This window comes from Pseudomonas sp. FA117 (assembly GCF_057370475.1).
Genome location: NZ_CM170675.1, coordinates 55,393 through 71,380, shown reverse-complemented (window position 1 = coordinate 71,380; position 15,988 = coordinate 55,393). Strand labels below are relative to the sequence as shown.

At 64.0% G+C, this 15,988-nt stretch carries 16 protein-coding genes; 6 read left to right on the top strand and 10 right to left on the bottom strand.

The window, feature by feature from the left end; all coding sequences use genetic code 11:
* Positions 1 to 27: 27 nt before the first annotated feature.
* Positions 28 to 2,172, bottom strand: a complete 2,145-nt coding sequence (gene katE, locus AC1TXO_RS00350; protein ID WP_486404549.1) for a catalase HPII — start codon at positions 2,170 to 2,172, stop codon at positions 28 to 30.
* A gap of 224 nt (positions 2,173 to 2,396) precedes the next feature.
* Between katE and AC1TXO_RS00345 the strand changes: the two genes are divergently transcribed.
* The 3 genes from AC1TXO_RS00345 to AC1TXO_RS00335 all read left to right on the top strand — a co-directional run bounded on the left by AC1TXO_RS00345 (position 2,397) and on the right by AC1TXO_RS00335 (position 4,910).
* On the top strand, positions 2,397 to 3,404 hold the full coding sequence (locus tag AC1TXO_RS00345; RefSeq protein ID WP_486404548.1) for a methionine ABC transporter ATP-binding protein: 1,008 nt from the start codon (positions 2,397 to 2,399) through the stop codon (positions 3,402 to 3,404).
* The gene (locus AC1TXO_RS00340) at positions 3,404 to 4,075 is read left to right on the top strand and encodes a methionine ABC transporter permease (RefSeq protein ID WP_486404547.1); all 672 of its coding nucleotides are present in this window, start codon (positions 3,404 to 3,406) and stop codon (positions 4,073 to 4,075) included. Before AC1TXO_RS00345 ends, AC1TXO_RS00340 begins: the two co-directional genes overlap by 1 nt.
* A 64-nt stretch (positions 4,076 to 4,139) precedes the next feature.
* Complete coding sequence (locus AC1TXO_RS00335) at positions 4,140 to 4,910, top strand: MetQ/NlpA family ABC transporter substrate-binding protein (protein WP_486404546.1); 771 nt, start codon at positions 4,140 to 4,142, stop codon at positions 4,908 to 4,910.
* A gap of 139 nt (positions 4,911 to 5,049) precedes the next feature.
* Here the strand turns inward: AC1TXO_RS00335 and AC1TXO_RS00330 are convergent, their stop codons facing one another.
* From AC1TXO_RS00330 to AC1TXO_RS00310, 5 genes are read right to left on the bottom strand one after another with little or no spacing between them, the layout of a single operon-like run.
* Positions 5,050 to 5,682 carry an SCO family protein gene (locus AC1TXO_RS00330; RefSeq protein WP_486404545.1) on the bottom strand — a complete coding sequence of 211 codons (633 nt, stop codon included), beginning with the start codon at positions 5,680 to 5,682 and terminating at the stop codon, positions 5,050 to 5,052.
* Positions 5,679 to 6,578: a heme o synthase gene (gene cyoE / locus AC1TXO_RS00325; protein WP_486404544.1), complete on the bottom strand. Its 900-nt coding sequence runs from the start codon at positions 6,576 to 6,578 to the stop codon at positions 5,679 to 5,681. The genes AC1TXO_RS00330 and cyoE overlap by 4 nt, the downstream gene beginning before the upstream one ends.
* The gene (locus tag AC1TXO_RS00320) at positions 6,563 to 7,636 is read right to left on the bottom strand and encodes a COX15/CtaA family protein (protein WP_486404543.1); all 1,074 of its coding nucleotides are present in this window, start codon (positions 7,634 to 7,636) and stop codon (positions 6,563 to 6,565) included. The genes cyoE and AC1TXO_RS00320 overlap by 16 nt, the downstream gene beginning before the upstream one ends.
* A 9-nt stretch (positions 7,637 to 7,645) precedes the next feature.
* Positions 7,646 to 8,230 carry a hypothetical protein gene (locus AC1TXO_RS00315; RefSeq protein ID WP_486404542.1) on the bottom strand — a complete coding sequence of 195 codons (585 nt, stop codon included), beginning with the start codon at positions 8,228 to 8,230 and terminating at the stop codon, positions 7,646 to 7,648.
* The gene (locus AC1TXO_RS00310; protein ID WP_486406923.1) at positions 8,196 to 8,939 is read right to left on the bottom strand and encodes an SURF1 family protein; all 744 of its coding nucleotides are present in this window, start codon (positions 8,937 to 8,939) and stop codon (positions 8,196 to 8,198) included. Before AC1TXO_RS00310 ends, AC1TXO_RS00315 begins: the two co-directional genes overlap by 35 nt.
* 64 nt (positions 8,940 to 9,003) lie before the next feature.
* Between AC1TXO_RS00310 and AC1TXO_RS00305 the strand changes: the two genes are divergently transcribed.
* A complete protein-coding gene (locus tag AC1TXO_RS00305) occupies positions 9,004 to 9,207 on the top strand; it encodes a twin transmembrane helix small protein (RefSeq protein ID WP_486404541.1) in 204 nt (67 codons plus the stop codon).
* A 36-nt stretch (positions 9,208 to 9,243) separates the two neighbouring features.
* Here AC1TXO_RS00305 and AC1TXO_RS00300 read toward each other — a convergent pair whose 3' ends face one another.
* From AC1TXO_RS00300 to coxB, 4 genes are read right to left on the bottom strand one after another with little or no spacing between them, the layout of a single operon-like run.
* Positions 9,244 to 10,131: a cytochrome c oxidase subunit 3 gene (locus AC1TXO_RS00300; RefSeq protein ID WP_486404540.1), complete on the bottom strand. Its 888-nt coding sequence runs from the start codon at positions 10,129 to 10,131 to the stop codon at positions 9,244 to 9,246.
* Positions 10,132 to 10,147: 16 nt separating this feature from the next.
* Positions 10,148 to 10,714, bottom strand: a complete 567-nt coding sequence (locus tag AC1TXO_RS00295) for a cytochrome c oxidase assembly protein (RefSeq protein ID WP_486404539.1) — start codon at positions 10,712 to 10,714, stop codon at positions 10,148 to 10,150.
* A gap of 12 nt (positions 10,715 to 10,726) precedes the next feature.
* Positions 10,727 to 12,310 (bottom strand): cytochrome c oxidase subunit I, encoded by a 1,584-nt coding sequence (ctaD, locus tag AC1TXO_RS00290; protein ID WP_486404538.1) that lies wholly within the window; start codon positions 12,308 to 12,310, stop codon positions 10,727 to 10,729.
* Positions 12,311 to 12,353: 43 nt separating this feature from the next.
* A complete protein-coding gene (gene coxB, locus AC1TXO_RS00285; protein WP_486404537.1) occupies positions 12,354 to 13,481 on the bottom strand; it encodes a cytochrome c oxidase subunit II in 1,128 nt (375 codons plus the stop codon).
* A 382-nt stretch (positions 13,482 to 13,863) separates the two neighbouring features.
* Here coxB and AC1TXO_RS00280 point away from each other — a divergent pair, with 382 nt between their 5' ends.
* A complete protein-coding gene (locus AC1TXO_RS00280) occupies positions 13,864 to 14,514 on the top strand; it encodes a hypothetical protein (protein WP_486404536.1) in 651 nt (216 codons plus the stop codon).
* Positions 14,515 to 14,619: 105 nt separating this feature from the next.
* Entirely contained in the window at positions 14,620 to 15,960 is a 1,341-nt protein-coding gene (locus tag AC1TXO_RS00275) for a CHASE2 domain-containing protein (protein ID WP_486404535.1), read from the top strand.
* Positions 15,961 to 15,988: the final 28 nt, after the last annotated feature.

Below are 15,988 nucleotides of genomic sequence, written 5' to 3'. Positions count from 1 at the left end.
GGTTCACCGCGAACAGATGCTACGGCATCAAGCCGGAATCGCCTCTGCAGCGGCTTCCCGCGCCCACACCCGATGCCCTTCGACCACCTTCACGAAGGCCTCCACAGTCTTCTGGTCATCCCCCAGCAACAGCCCCTGGTCCGCCTTGAGCCCCAGCGTATCCAGCAGCGCCTTGCCGTCCTTGGCCAGTGCGATGGCCTTGAGGTGCTTGTAGCCCTCGAGCAGGAAGTGCTTGGCCACGCCGCTGGCGGCCAGTGCATCCAGCGAGGCCTTGCCGGCTGGCACCAGAATCCCGTCGAACATCACCGACGGCATGCCTTCCATCGATGCATCCACCGCCAGCGCCTGGCCCTCGGCAGTCTTCACCGGCGCCGAGGTCGGCCCCAGCAACAGGATGCGCGCGCTGTGGGCCTCCAGCGCCTTCACCAGCCTGTCGACGCTGCCGCCATCCACGCCATTGGCCACCAGCACGGCAATCTTGCGCCCCTTGATCCCGACATCGCCCGGATGATTCATCTGGCTCAGCGCAGGCGAGTGCTTGAGCTTCGATGCCTTGGTTTTCACCGTGCCGGCCTTGGGTGCAGGCAATCCGAGATTCTCCGCAACCGCCGCCGCCAGCTTCAGGTCGATGTTGGCGAGGATCTCGTTCACCTCGCGGGCGCGGATGTGCTCGCGCTCGACCTTGCCCAGTTCGAAGCTGTAGGCCTTGATGATGTGCTGCTGTTCGTTCTCGCTCATGCTGTGGAAGAACAGCCGGGCTTGCGAGAAGTGATCGCCGAACGACTCGCTGCGCTGGCGGATCTTGTGCGCGTCGATGCGCTCCTGGTAGCTCTCGAAGCCGCCGTCCTGCGGCGCTGCCGGGGTTTCCTTGGGCCAGCCGGCATCGATGGAGTTGGGCTCGTAGGCCGCGCGGCCCTTGTGAATGGTGTGGCGGTGCATGGCATCGCGCTGGTTGTTGTCATTGCGCGCCACCGGCCGGTTGATCGGGATCTCATGGAAGTTCGGCCCGCCCAGCCGGCTGATCTGGGTATCGGTGTAGGAGAACAACCGCCCCTGCAGCAACGGGTCGTTGCTGAAGTCGATGCCCGGCACGATGTGCCCCGGGCAGAAGGCGATCTGCTCGATCTCGGCAAAGAAGTTGTCGGGATTGCGGTCGAGCACCATCTTGCCCAGCGGCGTCACCGGCACCAGTTCCTCGGGGATGATCTTGGTCGGGTCGAGCAGGTCGAAGTCGAACTTGTGCTCGTCTTCCTCCGACACGATCTGCACGCCCAGCTCCCACTCGGGGTAGTCACCGGTCTCGATGGCCTCCCACAGGTCGCGGCGGTGATAGTCGGTGTCCTTGCCCGCAAGCTTCTGCGCCTCGTCCCACAACACCGAGTGCACGCCCTGGCGCGGCTTCCAGTGGAACTTGACGAAACTGGCCACGCCCTCGGCGTTGACCAGGCGGAAGGTGTGGACGCCGAAGCCTTCCATCATCCGCAGGCTGCGCGGAATGGCGCGGTCGGACATGGCCCACATCACCATGTGCGCCGACTCGGGCACCAGCGAAACGAAGTCCCAGAACGTGTCATGGGCCGAACCGCCGGTAGGTATCTCGTTGTGCGGCTCAGGCTTCACCGCGTGCACGAAATCGGGAAACTTGATCGCGTCCTGGATGAAGAACACCGGCATGTTGTTGCCAACCAGGTCAAAATTGCCTTCATCGGTGTAGAACTTGACGGCAAAGCCGCGTACATCGCGCACCGTGTCACCCGAGCCACGCGGGCCCTGCACCGTGGAAAATCGCACGAACACCGGAGTGATCTTCTCAGGATCCTGCAGGAAGCCGGCCTTGGTCAGTGCGCTGTGGTCGCCGTAGCTCTGGAAATAACCGTGGGCACCGGTGCCGCGGGCGTGCACGATGCGCTCCGGGATGCGCTCGTGGTCGAAGTGGGTGATCTTCTCGCGCATGATGAAGTCTTCGAGCAGCGAAGGCCCGCGCGCACCCGCCTTGAGGGTGTTCTGGTTGTCGGCGATGCGTACGCCCTGATTAGTGCGCAGCGCCTGGCCAGTGGCGTCGTTGCGGTCTTGTTCCAGGCTCTGCAGCTTGGCATTGGTGTTGGCGCGGTCGGGCGTCTGGGTACCGGCCAGTTCGCTCTGCTTGGGCGCATCCGTCCTGTTGCTCGACATCTTGGCTCTCCTCATCAGTCATCAGGCTGCCCATTCGGGCTTGTCCAAGTAGTGACTGAGGGCTTTCCCCAAGCGTTCCATCAGGATTACCGGTTGTCGTGTTATGCCGGATCGATTGGTCGAATACGAAATAAATGCTAAGAACAACTATGGGAAAAGGCTAAAATGCGCCACCCCAGCTTACCGCTGCCCCCAAATTCCATGCGCCCCACAAGGTTCGCTACGTGATCGAGTTCCAACATGTGCACAAGACCTACCGCGTTGCCGGTAGGGACATCCCCGCCCTGAATCCGACCAGCCTGACCATCGAAGATGGCCAGGTGTTCGGCCTGATCGGCCACTCCGGCGCCGGCAAGAGCACCATGCTGCGCCTGATCAACCGCCTCGAAGCGCCGTCCGGCGGCAAGATCATCGTCGACGGTGAAGACGTCACCGCCTTCGACGCCAACCAGCTGCGGCGCTTCCGCCAGCAGGTCGGCATGATCTTCCAGCACTTCAACCTGCTGGCTTCGAAAACCGTGGCCGACAACGTTGCCCTGCCGCTGGTGCTGGCAGGCGAGCTGTCGCGCAGCGCAATCGACCAGCGCGTCAGCCAGTTGCTGGCCCGCGTCGGCCTGTCGGACCACGCAAGGAAATATCCGGCGCAGCTGTCGGGTGGCCAGAAGCAGCGTGTGGGCATCGCCCGGGCGCTGTCGACCAATCCGAAGATCCTGCTGTGCGACGAAGCCACCAGCGCCCTCGACCCGCAGACCACCGCCTCGGTGCTGCAACTGCTGGCCGAGATCAACCGTGAGCTGAAGCTGACCATCGTGCTGATCACCCACGAAATGGACGTGATCCGTCGGGTCTGCGACCGCGTGGCGGTGATGGACGCCGGGGTGATCGTCGAGCAGGGCCCGGTGGCCGATGTGTTCCTGCACCCGCAGCACCCGACCACCAAGCGCTTCGTCCAGGAAGACGAGCAGGTCGACGAAGGCGACCAGCGCGACGATTTCGCCCATGTGCCGGGCCGCATCGTGCGCCTGACCTTCCAGGGCGAAGCCACCTACGCACCACTGCTGGGCACTGTGGCCCGTGAAACCGGGGTGGACTACAGCATCCTGGCCGGCCGTATCGACCGCATCAAGGATGTCCCCTACGGGCAACTGACACTCGCCGTCACCGGCGGCAACATCGACGCAGCGTTCGACCGTTTCAAGGCCGCTGACGTACACATGGAGGTCCTGCGCTGATGGACGCCCTGAGTTTCTTCGCCAACGTCGACTGGTCCGAGATCTCCCTCGCTACCGGCGACACCCTGATCATGCTGTTCGGTTCGCTGCTGTTCACCGTGCTGCTCGGCCTGCCGCTGGGCGTGCTGCTGTTCCTCTGCGGCCCGCGGCAGATGTTCGAGCAGAACGGCGTGTATGCGCTGCTGTCGCTGATCGTCAACATCCTGCGCTCGCTGCCGTTCATCATCCTGCTGATCGTGATGATCCCGATCACCGTGCTGATCACCGGCACCTCGCTGGGCGTGGCCGGTGCCATCCCGCCGCTGGTGGTGGGCGCCACGCCGTTCTTCGCGCGCCTGGTCGAGACCGCCCTGCGCGAGGTGGACCGCGGCATCATCGAAGCCACACAGTCGATGGGCGCGACCACCCGCCAGATCATCACCAATGCCTTGCTGCCGGAAGCCCGCCCGGGCATCTTCGCCGCCATCACCGTCACCGCCATCACCCTGGTGTCCTACACCGCCATGGCCGGTGTGGTCGGTGCCGGCGGCCTCGGCGACCTGGCCATCCGCTTCGGCTACCAGCGCTTCCAGACCGACGTGATGATCGTCACCGTGGTGTTGCTGCTGGTGCTGGTGCAGGTGCTGCAGAGCGTCGGCGACAGGCTGGTGGTGCATTTTTCCCGTAAATAAGCCAACAAGGGTCGGCCAGGCCGCCCCGAACGGGGGCCATCGCAGCCCTCACAAGGAGTGATCGATGAAAAAGCTGTTCGCTGTCGTCGCCGCTGTCGCGGCATTTTCGGCCCACGCCGAAACCCTGACCGTTGCCGCCACCCCGGTGCCGCACGCCGAGATCCTCAACTTCGTCAAGCCGCAGCTGGCCAAGGAAGGCGTGGAACTGAAGGTCAAGGAATTCACCGACTACATCCAGCCGAACGTGCAGGTGGCGGAGAAGCGCCTGGACGCCAACTTCTTCCAGCACCAGCCGTACCTGGATGAATTCAACAAGGCCAAGGGCACCCACCTGGTCAGCGTTGCCGGCGTGCATATCGAGCCGCTGGGCGTGTACTCGAGCAAGATCAAGAAGCTCGACGAGCTGCCTTCCGGCGCCACCGTGGTCATCCCCAACGATGCCACCAACGGCGGCCGCGCCCTGCTGCTGCTGGACAAGGCCGGTGTGATCAAGCTCAAGGACAACACCAACATCCTGTCGACCGTGAAGGATGTCGCTGAAAATCCGAAGGGTGTGAAATTCCGCGAGCTGGAAGCGGCCACCATTCCGCGCGTGCTGACCCAGGTCGATGCGGCGCTGATCAACACCAACTACGCCCTGGAAGCCAAGCTCAACCCTGAGAAGGACGCCCTGGCCATCGAAGGCAACGACTCGCCGTACGTGAACATCCTGGTCACCCGTGAAGACAACAAGGATGCCGACGCGGTGAAGAAGCTGGTGCAGGCGCTGCACTCGCCTGAGGTGAAGCAGTTCATCACCGAGAAGTACAAGGGCGCTGTGGTGCCGGCGTTCTAAGCCGCTATTCACGGGGCCGCTGTGCGGCCCGATCGCGGGGCAAGCCCGCTCCCACAGGGATTGGGCTGCTCTTCAGCTTTTGAGCATGACAGTTGCTCCCACCGGTGGGAGCGGGCTTGCCCCGCGATGCTTTTCGGGTTCAGTCGCGACCAACCAGCCCCGGCAACTGCGCCACCAGCTTCTGATTGTTGAACGGCGCGCGAATGAACCCGCGCTGGCGACCGTCCGGCCCGACGATGGCCAGGTTGCCGCTGTGATCGACGGTATACCCCGGCTTGCTGGTATCGGCCGGGATGAACGGAATGCTCAGGGCATTGGCCAGCTTCTGGGTATCCTCGATCGAACCCGCCAACCCGACGAAATCCTTGTCGAAGTAGCCCAGGTACTGCTTGAGCTGCTGCGCCGTGTCGCGGTTCGGGTCGACGCTCACCAGCACCACCTGCAAGCGGTCGATCGCCGCCTTGGGCAACTCGCTCTTCACCTGGCGCAGCTGCGCCAATGTGGTCGGGCAGATGTCCGGGCAGTAGGTGTAGCCGAAGAACAGCAACGACCACTTGCCCTTCAACTGATCCAGCGCCACCGGCTGGCCGTTCTGGTCGTTCATGGTCACCTGCGGCACGCTGCGGCTCTGCGGCAGGAGGATGATGCCGGCATCGATCAGCTCGGCCGGGTTGGCCTCGCCGCGGCCATTGAGCACCTTGTTGACGGTCAGGCCCATGATCAGCGCGACCAGGGCAACGAGGATGAAGACGGTTTTCTGGGTTCGGGTCATAGGTTCAACAACAGGTAGTGGTCAACGAGCAGGGCGATGAACAGCAGGAACAGGTACGCGACAGAGTACTTGAAGGTGCCGATCGCCGCGTGCGGCCGAGTGCCACGGTACAACACCCAGGCCCACTGGATAAAGCGCAGCCCCAGCAACAGGGCACAGCCCAGGTAGAGCGGGCCGCTCATGTGGATGGCATAGGGCAGCAGGCTCACCGCCAGCAGTATCAGGCTGTAGAGCAGGATGTGCAGCTTGGTGTAGCGCTCGCCATGGGTCACCGGCAGCATGGGTATCTCGGCCTTGGCGTATTCCTCCTTGCGGTGGATGGCCAGGGCCCAGAAATGCGGTGGCGTCCAGGCGAAGATGATCAGCACCAGCAACAGCGGCTCGGCGCTCAGGTGCCCGCTGACCGCGACCCAGCCCAGCAACGGCGGCGCCGCGCCGGCCAGGCCACCGATCACGATATTCTGCGGCGTGGCGCGCTTGAGGAAGCCGGTGTAGACGACGGCATAGCCCAACAGGGAGGCGAGGGTGAGCCAGGCGGTGAGCGGATTGGTGAAGGCCAGCAGCAGCGCCATCCCGGCCAGCGCCAGGCCCAGGGCAAACGCCAGGGCGGGCAAGGGCGCCACCCGTCCCTTGGCCACCGGCCGCTTGCAGGTCCGCGCCATCAAGGCATCGATGCGCCGATCCACCACGTGATTGACCACCGCCGCGCCGCCGGCACACAGGCCGATGCCCAGGTTGCCGAACAGCAGCACCGTCCACGGCACCCCGGCACGGGTGGCGAGAAACATGCCCACCAGCGAGGTGATCAGCATCAGCACCACGACCTTGGGCTTGGTCAGTTCCAGGTAATCGCGCCAACCGGCGCGCTGCCGGCTTTGGCTCAGAAGCGTCGCCACGAATCGTTCCTCAGGTGATGGGAGAGGCCCACGGGCGTTACCGGCCGCAGACGCCAGCCCAGGCCCACGCGCACCTTGTCGACCACGCGGATGCGGTAGTTCACCAGCACCATGGTCAGCAGCAGCAGGGCGCCGCCGGCGTTGTGCGCCACGGCCACGGCCAGCGGCAGGTGCAGCAGCACGTTGCCGATGCCCAGCCCCACCTGCAGCGCCAGCGCCGCAAGCACCAGCCTGGCCAGGCCGGCCAGGCCATTGCGCTGCAGCTTCCAACTGAGCGTCAGCAGCACCACCACGACCATCAGCGCGCCCAGGCGATGGCTGATGTGGATGGCCGTGCGCGCATCGCTGTCGAGCTGCCCGCCCAGGTAGTTGGGGCCTACGTGTTGGGTGAGGTGGAAGCCATTGCTGAAGTCTGCCGCCGGCCACCATTGACCATGGCAGGTCGGCAGGTCGATGCAGGCCACCGCCGCGTAGTTGGCACTCACCCAGCCGCCCAGGGCGATCTGCCCGATCACCACCAGCAGTGCCAGGGCAGCGGCCCGGCGCAGGCTCAAGGGCAGCTTGGGCAACGGCGCAAAGGCCCGGGATAGACGCAGTGACAGCAGCAACAACAGGCTCAGGGTGGTGAACCCGCCAAGCAGGTGCGCGGTGACCACCTGCGGCCACAGCTTGAGGGTCACCGTCCACATGCCGAACGCCGCCTGGGCCAGCACCACGGCCAGCAACAGCAGCGGCAGCCGATACGGCCCGCCATCGCGACCATGACGGCGTACCGCCCCTATCGCCAACCAGGCGATGACCAGCGCCAGGGTGCCAGCGAAATAACGATGCACCATCTCAGCCCAGCCCTTGGCCTCTTCCACTGGATGTTCAGGGAAGTGCAGCTCGGCATGGGCCAGTTGCGCATCGCTCTTGGGCACGCCGATGAAGCCATAGCAGCCGGGCCAGTCGGGGCAGCCGAGCCCGGCGTGGGTGAGGCGGGTGTAGGCGCCGAGCAAGACGACGACCAGTGCCAGCAGGGTGGCGAACACCGCGAGTCGGTAACCGGGTCTGGCCATGCTGGCCTCCTAGCCGATGTTGGACAGCTTGAGCAGGTGGCGCAGGTCGTCGAGCACATGCTTGCCCTTGACCTTGGCGTCGTAGCGCAGCACCAGGTTGCCGTGGGGGTCGACGATCCACAGCTGCGGCCCGGGCTCGTCGACCTTGCTCCGATAGCGCCCGGCATCCAGCGCATAGCGCTGCAGTTGCGGATACTCACGTTCGAGCAGTGCCTGGTAGTCGCCCGCCAGCGGTACTGCGGCTGCCAGCGCGTGGCTGGCGCGGCTGGCGTCACGGCCTAGGCCGATCTGGATCTGCCGGGCGAGGTACACCAGTTGCCGGCAGTCCTCGGCGCAGGCGTCCGGCGCACTGACCAGCAATTGCCAGCGCTCGTCCTGGGCCTGGATGCCGATATCGGCCAGGCCCTGGCCATTGCCGATCATTGCGCCGTGATAGCTGCGCCCGTCCGGCACCCAGAACTTGAGCTTGTACATGCTGGTGGCAAGGATCATCGGGCCGAGGGTCACCAGCAGGATCAGGATCAGTTGCAAGCGCCCGCGGGTGCGGGACTTGCGCCCCTCAGGCACGTCCAGTGGACTCGTGGCGGCGGCCATGGCGCTTCTCCTTTTTGTCGTTGTGCCAGCCGAAATACAGGTACAGCAGTACCAGCGCCGTGCTCAGGGCGAACCACTGCACGGCATAGCCGAGGTGTTTTTCCGGGCCCATGGCGACGATCGGCCACTCCAGCCGATAGCTGGCAGGGCCTGGTTCCAGGCGCAGTTCATGGGCGAAGCCTTCGCGCGCCAACTGCTGCCAGAGCTGTGCGGGATCGAGGGCGGTCAGCAGGTGCGGCCACTGGCCGCCGGGCGGGTCGGGGTGCAACTGGAAGGTGCTGCCTGGTGGGACATAGACCGTGGCCTGCAACGCCAAGGGCTGGGCCGGGGTGTCGAAACGCACAGGTACGCGGCGGTCCGGCCACGGCAACCAGCCGCGATTGACCAGCAACCACTGGCCGCTGGCCTGGTCGTGGAAGGGTTGCAGCAGCTCGACACCGGCCTGGCCGTCGCGCAGTCGGTTGTCCAGCAGCAGGCTGTGTTCGGCATCGAACTGGCCGAACAGATCAACGCGATAGAAGGCCGGATCGGGCAGTTGCACAAGCTGCGCCACGGCCACCGGCGCCTCGATGCGCCGCTCGGCGTAGCTGTCGAGCAGTTGGCGCTTTTCCTCGGCCCGGCGCAGTTGCCAGCAGCCAAGGGCGATCAGCCCCGGCAGCAGTGCGAACACCACCAGGGTCGGGACCAGCCCCGGGCGAAACGGCCTCACCGCAGCCTCGCCCGGTAGATCGCTATACTTGTCCACATCACTGCATCCCCCCCGGAGTTTCGCCATGCTCAAGGCCGCGATTGTCCTGATGCTGTTGGCCACCATCGCCAGCCTGTTCAGTGGCCTGGTGTTTCTGGTCAAGGACGACGACCAGTCGACCCGCCTGCTCAAGGCCCTGACCGTGCGCGTCATCCTCGCCTCCCTGACCGTCGGCCTCGTGGCCTGGGGTTTCATCAGCGGGCAGCTGGTGTCGCACGCGCCGTTCTGAATCACCGTTGCTCCCACGACGAGGCCATCTTCGTCGTCAAAGCACGTAGACAAAGATGAACAGCCCCACCCACACCACATCCACGAAGTGCCAGTACCAGCTCGCCGCCTCGAAGCCGAAGTGCTTGTCCGGCTCGAAATGCCCGCGCAGCACGCGCACGAACATCACGATCAGGATCAAGGAACCGAGCGTGACGTGTGCACCATGAAAACCGGTGAGCATGAAGAAGGTCGCGCCGTAGATCCCGGAGCCCAGGGTCAGGCCAAGGTGCACATAGGCCTCGTAGTATTCGTAGGCCTGCAGCGCCAGGAACGAAAGCCCCAGCAGGATGGTCAGCCCCAGCCACAGCTTCAATGCGCCGCGATGCGCCTTGCGCAGGGCATGGTGGGCGAAGGTGATGGTGACGCTGGAGCTGACCAGCAGGATGGTATTGATCAGCGGCAGGTGCCAGGGGTTGATGATGTCCTTCGGCGGCGGGAACAACTTCGGGTCGGGGGTGTGCAGCAACGGCCAGACGAACTCGAAGTTGGGCCATAGCATGTGCGTGACGCCCTTGGCGCCGTCGCCACCGATCCACGGCCCGGCCAGCACCCGCACGTAGAACAGCGCACCGAAGAAGGCCAGGAAGAACATCACCTCCGAGAAGATGAACCAGCTCATGCCCCAGCGGAACGAGCGGTCCATCTGCGCGCTGTACAGGCCGGCGCGACTCTCCCTGACCACCGCGCCGAACCAGCCGAACAGCATGTAGGCCAGGAACAGCGCGCCGACGAAGAAGATCAGCGGCCCGTGGGATTCCGGGTGCCCGGCCTTGAGGTCGTTGAACCAGGTGCCCAGGCCGAACACCGTGATGAACAGCCCGATGGTGGCGATGATCGGCCACTTGCTCTGCGCCGGAACGTAGTAGTGCTCATGACTTGCCATTGCTGTTCTCCTTCCCTCAACGGGCGCCCTGAGCGTCCGGTACCGCGGCATGGGCGACCGGCGGATGACGCGCAGTGATGTCGAACAAGGTGTAGGCCAGGGTCAGGTGCTTCACATTGCCCGGCAGGTCGCGATCAACGATGAAGCGCACCGGCATCTCGATGCGCTCGCCGGGCTGCAGCACCTGCTGGGTGAAACAGAAGCACTCGGTCTTGTGGAAATACGCCGCCGCCTCGGCCGGGGTGATGCTGGGTATCGCCTGGGCACTCATCGGACGGTCGGTCGGGTTGCGCGCAATGAAGACCATCTGGTTCACCGCACCCGGATTCACTTCGAGCTGATCAGCGGTGGAGTAGAAGTCCCAGACCATGTCGCTGGCGTTGGTCGACATGAACTGCACCCGCACCGTGCGCGACGGGTCGCTGACCTGGCTGCCCTCGTACTGCCCACCGGTCTTGCCATTGATGCCGAACGCCTTGCACATCACGTCGTAGATCGGCACCAGGGCGAAGCCGAAGGCGAACATCACCACCGTCAGCATCAGCAGGCGCAGTACCAGGCGTCTGAGCGACAGGCCGGTCATGGCATCGGCCTCCTATTTCACTTCCGGCGGGGTCTGGAAGGTGTGGTAGGGCGCAGGCGAAGGCACCGACCACTCCAGCCCGTCGGCGCCATCCCAGGGCTTGGCCGGGGCCGGCGCGCCGCCGCGGATGCACTTGATGACGATGAACAGGAAGAAGATCTGCGTGGCGCCGAACATGAATGCGCCGATGGACGAGATCATGTTGAAGTCGGCGAACTGCAGGTTGTAGTCCGGAATCCGCCGCGGCATGCCGGCCAGACCAACGAAATGCATGGGGAAGAAGGCCAGGTTCATGCCGATGAACGACAGCCAGAAATGCAGCCTGGCCAGGGTTTCGTCGTACATGTGCCCGGTCCATTTCGGCAGCCAGTAATAGGCCGAGGCGAAGATGCCGAAGATTGCGCCGGGCACCAGCACGTAGTGGAAGTGGGCGACCACGAAATAGGTGTCGTGGTACTGGAAGTCCGCTGGCGCAATGGCCAGCATCAACCCCGAGAAGCCGCCGATGGTGAACAGGATGACGAAGGCGATGGCGAACAGCATCGGTGCCTCGAAGGTCATCGCGCCCTGCCACATGGTGCTGACCCAGTTGAACACCTTCACCCCGGTAGGCACGGCGATCAGCATGGTCGCGTACATGAAGAACAGCTCGCCCACCACCGGGATGCCGACCACGAACATGTGGTGCGCCCAGACGATGAACGACAGGAAGGCGATCGCGCCGGTGGCGTAGACCATCGAGGTGTAACCAAACAGTGGCTTGCGCGAGAACGCCGGGATGATCGAGCTGACCGCGCCGAAGGCCGGCAGGATCATGATGTACACCTCGGGGTGGCCGAAGAACCAGAACACGTGCTGGAACAGCACCGGGTCGCCGCCGCCAGCTGCGCTGAAGAAGCTGGTGCCGAAGTGGATGTCCATCAGCATCATGGTCACCACACCTGCCAGCACCGGCATCACCGCGATCAGCAGGAAGGCGGTGATCAGCCAGGTCCAGACGAACAGCGGCATCTTCATCAGGGTCATGCCCGGTGCGCGCAGGTTGAGGATGGTGGCGATGACGTTGATCGCGCCCATGATCGAGCTGATGCCCATCAGGTGGATGGCGAAGATGAAGAAGGTCACGCTGGCCGGGGCATAGGTGGTCGACAGCGGGGCGTAGAAGGTCCAGCCGAAGTTCGGCCCGCCGCCGGGGCTGAACAGGGTCGAGACCAGCAGCAGGAACGCCGCCGGCAACAGCCAGAAGCTGAAGTTGTTCATCCGTGGCAGGGCCATGTCCGGCGCGCCGATCATCAGCGGGATCATCCAGTTGGCCAGGCCGACGAACGCCGGCATCACCGCGCCGAACACCATGATCAGCCCGTGCATGGTGGTCATCTGGTTGAAGAATGCCGGCTCCACGATCTGCAGCCCGGGCTGGAACAGCTCGGCGCGGATCACCATGGCGAACGAGCCGCCAAGCAGGAACATGGCGAAGCTGAACCACAGGTACATCGTGCCGATGTCCTTGTGGTTGGTGGTCAGCACCCAGCGCATCAGGCCCTTGGCCGGACCGTGCGCGTGGTCATGGCCGTGCTCGTCGATCACTGCACTCATGTCCTGTCTCCTGCAATCCGCTGGTTGCCACGGCTGACCCGGCTCATTGCGCGTCCGCCTGCTTGAGCGCCAGCACGTCCTTCGGCGTGACCATGTCGCCCTTGTTGTTGCCCCAGGCGTTGCGCTCGTAGGTGACCACCGCAGCGATGTCGACCTCCGACAGCTGTTTGCCGAACGCGGCCATGGCGGTGCCGGGCTTGCCGTGGAAGACGATGCCCAGGTGCGCTTCCTTCGGCCCGGTGGCGATCTTCGAACCCTTGAGCGCCGGGAACATCGGCGGCAGGCCCTGGCCTTCGGCCTGGTGACAGGCCACGCAGGTGGTGTGGTAGACCTTGTCGCCGCGCTCGACCAGTTCCTCGAGGGTCCACTCCTTGCTGGTCAGCTCCTTGAGCTTGGCCGCCTCGGCCTTGCGCTCGCCGAGCCAGGTGTCGTAGTCGGCCTTGGACTTGACCTCGACCACCACCGGCATGAAGCCGTGGTCCTTGCCGCACAGCTCGGTGCACTGGCCGCGGTAGATGCCGGGCTTCTCGATGCGCGTCCAGGCTTCGTTGACGAAGCCGGGGATGGCGTCACGCTTGACCGCAAAGGCCGGCACCCACCAGGAATGGATCACGTCGGCGGCGGTCACCAGAAAACGCACCTTGGCGCCGACCGGGAGCACCAGCGGCTGGTCGACCTCAAGCAGGTAATGCTCGTCCTTGGGCGTCTGGTTGCGGATCTGTGCTGCAGGCGTGGCCAGGTTGCTGAAGAACTCGACGTCCTGGCCCAGGTACTTGTAGTGCCATTTCCACTGGTAGCCGGTGACCTGGATATCGATATCCGACTCGCTGGCGTCGTAGATGTCGATCAGGGTCCTGGTGGCCGGGATGGCCATGGCCACGAGGATAAGGAAGGGGACGACCGTCCAGAGGATCTCGACCCAGGTGTGCTCGTGGAAGTGCGCAGGCTGCTGCCCGGTGGAACGGCGATGGATGACCATCGACCAGAACATCGCGCCGAATACCACGACACCGATGACCACGCAGATCCAGAAGATGGTCATGTGCAGGTCGAACACGGCGTGGGAGACTTCCGTCGCCCCCGGAGACATGTTCACGGTCCATGCAGCCTGTGCCTGACCGAACACCGTCCACAACAGGAGGCCCATCCAGACATGTGGATGTCGCATCATTGCGGGTTCCCCTTATCGTTCTTGTAGTCCCGGAGGCGTGGACGACGTTTTCTACGGCATAAGGGGGGGAACGGGGGTCAAGACTGCCTGGCTTCGACGACCGAGCCCCCTGCAAACGGCAGTCGGGCCTCATCAACGAATCACGTTCAACCGGAGTATAGACAGCGACCAATGGCACGCAATGGATGATGTGAAAACAACTTCACGCATCCATGGAAACGGCTGAAAGGATTATTCCAGAGCATTCGGGGCACAATGATGGCACATTGATATAACCCAGCGGAACAAGTGCCCTTTTGTTATAACAAATGCGTCTTAGCAATCTACGCAGCCGAGCTAACTTAGTGTCTTCCGTTTGTAACGCCTTGTCCCTGGAGTTGTCATGAACATCGCTGCTGTACGCGAGCAGATCAACCAAGCCCACCAACACGAGAGCCGTACAGGCCAACTGAAGCAACGTCTGGAGCAGCAACTGCCCCATCTGCATCCTTCGATCCAACTGCCCCAGCAGGACGCCCAGGGTACATTGACGCGTTTCGTCAGCGCCTACATCGACCAGGTGCCGGAATTGCTCGAGGCGGCCAATGCCGTCGCCCGCGAAGCCGGTATCGAGTCGCAGATCAAGCCGGTACTGAAGATTGCCGAAGCCTATTTCCTGCAACCGCCGCAGGTCATGCAGGGGCATGTCGGCCTCGACTGCCTGCTCGACGAAGCCTATCTCGCCCATCGCCTGGTCGAGGAAGTCAACGACCTGTACATCCGCCATTTCCAGCAACCGCTGATCCCGGTGGATACCACGGTCGCCAACCTCATCGCCCACCAGCTGATCGGCGAAACCTTCGCCAACCAGCTCGATGAAGTGGTGCATCACTCGGTGGACGAGATGCTCGACGACCAGAGTTTTGCAGTGGAATCGGTGGAGAAGTATCGCGATACCCTCAGCAGCCCGGAGACCGGTGCGGCCTGGAAGCGCTGGCCGTGCCTGTCGCGCCAGCTGAGCGTGGAACTCGATCTGCAACAGATCGCCAACTGAGCGTCGACCGTTGACGGGGCGCAGTGCGCCCCTTGATGGCTGCCAACGCTTTCGGATCCACATCCAATAGTGGCAAAATGCCTCAACCCCTTGTTTGAGGCATGGATGCTGAAGCTCTCGCTGTTTTCCCTGCGCCAGGCGCTGTTCGGTCTTTCGGTCGTCCTGATCGCATTGCTCGACCCCTTCGGTATCGCCAGTTCGACCGACGAAGCCTCGTCACGCTGGCTCAACCGCCTGCTGGCTGTCACCTACGCCGACAAAGGCCAGCAACAGGTGGTGGTGATCCTCATCGACGATGACTACCTGCTGCGCAACGACACCTACTGGCCGCTGCCGTACAACGAGCAGAGCAAGCTGTTCAAGCGCCTGCTGGCCTATGAGCCGGGGGCGGTGTTCGTCGACCTGCTGTACAGCCACGACCACTCCCGTGAAATCCCCGGGCAGCCTCCGCGCATGGAGAGCCAGTTGCTGGCCAACGTGTTCGAGCGCTATCGCCAGCAGGATATCCCGCTGTACCTGGCCGATACCGGGCTGCCGCGCGCCAGCGAAGGCGCGGTCAACACCCTGCCGCGCCTGGCCGAGGTCAGCGCCCCTGCGCTGGTGAGCTGGAGCAACCTGGGCAATCAGTATCCGCTGGCCGTGAATACCTCGCTGGGCACCCTGGAAACCCCGGCACTGCGGCTCTACCGCGACTACTGCCGCCACCAGGGTTGCACCGGCCTGCCCGCCGACGCTGCCAGCGCCGCCGCCCTGGCGCCGATGACCGTGCAATGGGGCGTGCATCGCTCGCCCGAGCAGGAGAAGGTCGCCGACATCAGTACCTGCAGCATTCCGGGGCTGTTCGAGCAGTTGAAGCAAGCGGTGTTCTGGAAGCTGGGCAAACAGGCGCAGGCGACCTGCCCGTATACCCTGACGCTGTCACCCAGCGATCTTGAAGTCACCGACCCGGACGATCGCGCGCTGCTCGACACACTGCTGCGCGGAAAACTGGTACTGGTCGGCGCGCAGATCGCCGGCACCGGCGACCTCACCCAATCCGCGTTGCACGGCAAGATCCCCGGCGTCTACTGGCATGCCATGGCGCTGGACAACCTGGTCAACTGGGGCATGGATTACTACCGGTCCACGCCCAGCCTTGCCGACTTCGGCATCCCTGCAGGTTCCGTCGATGTGCTGGACGTCCTCGAGCTGCTGTTGCTGGGCGGCATCACCCTGCTCAAGGGCAGCCTCGACGCCCCGCTGTTCACCCGCTCGCTGTTCATCCAGCGCCGCCGCCCAAGGCTGCGACCGCTGGCGGCCTGGACTCTGGTGCTGGCGGCAATCGGCCTGCTCAGTTGCGGGCTGTGGCACTACAACTACACGCCGGCCAACGTACTCGGCCTGCTGCTGCTGTCGCTCACGCTGTTCAGCGCCAGGATCCAGGCCCTGTTCGCCAACAAGGCCTGACACCCGGTAATTCTCTCTTCAAGGACCC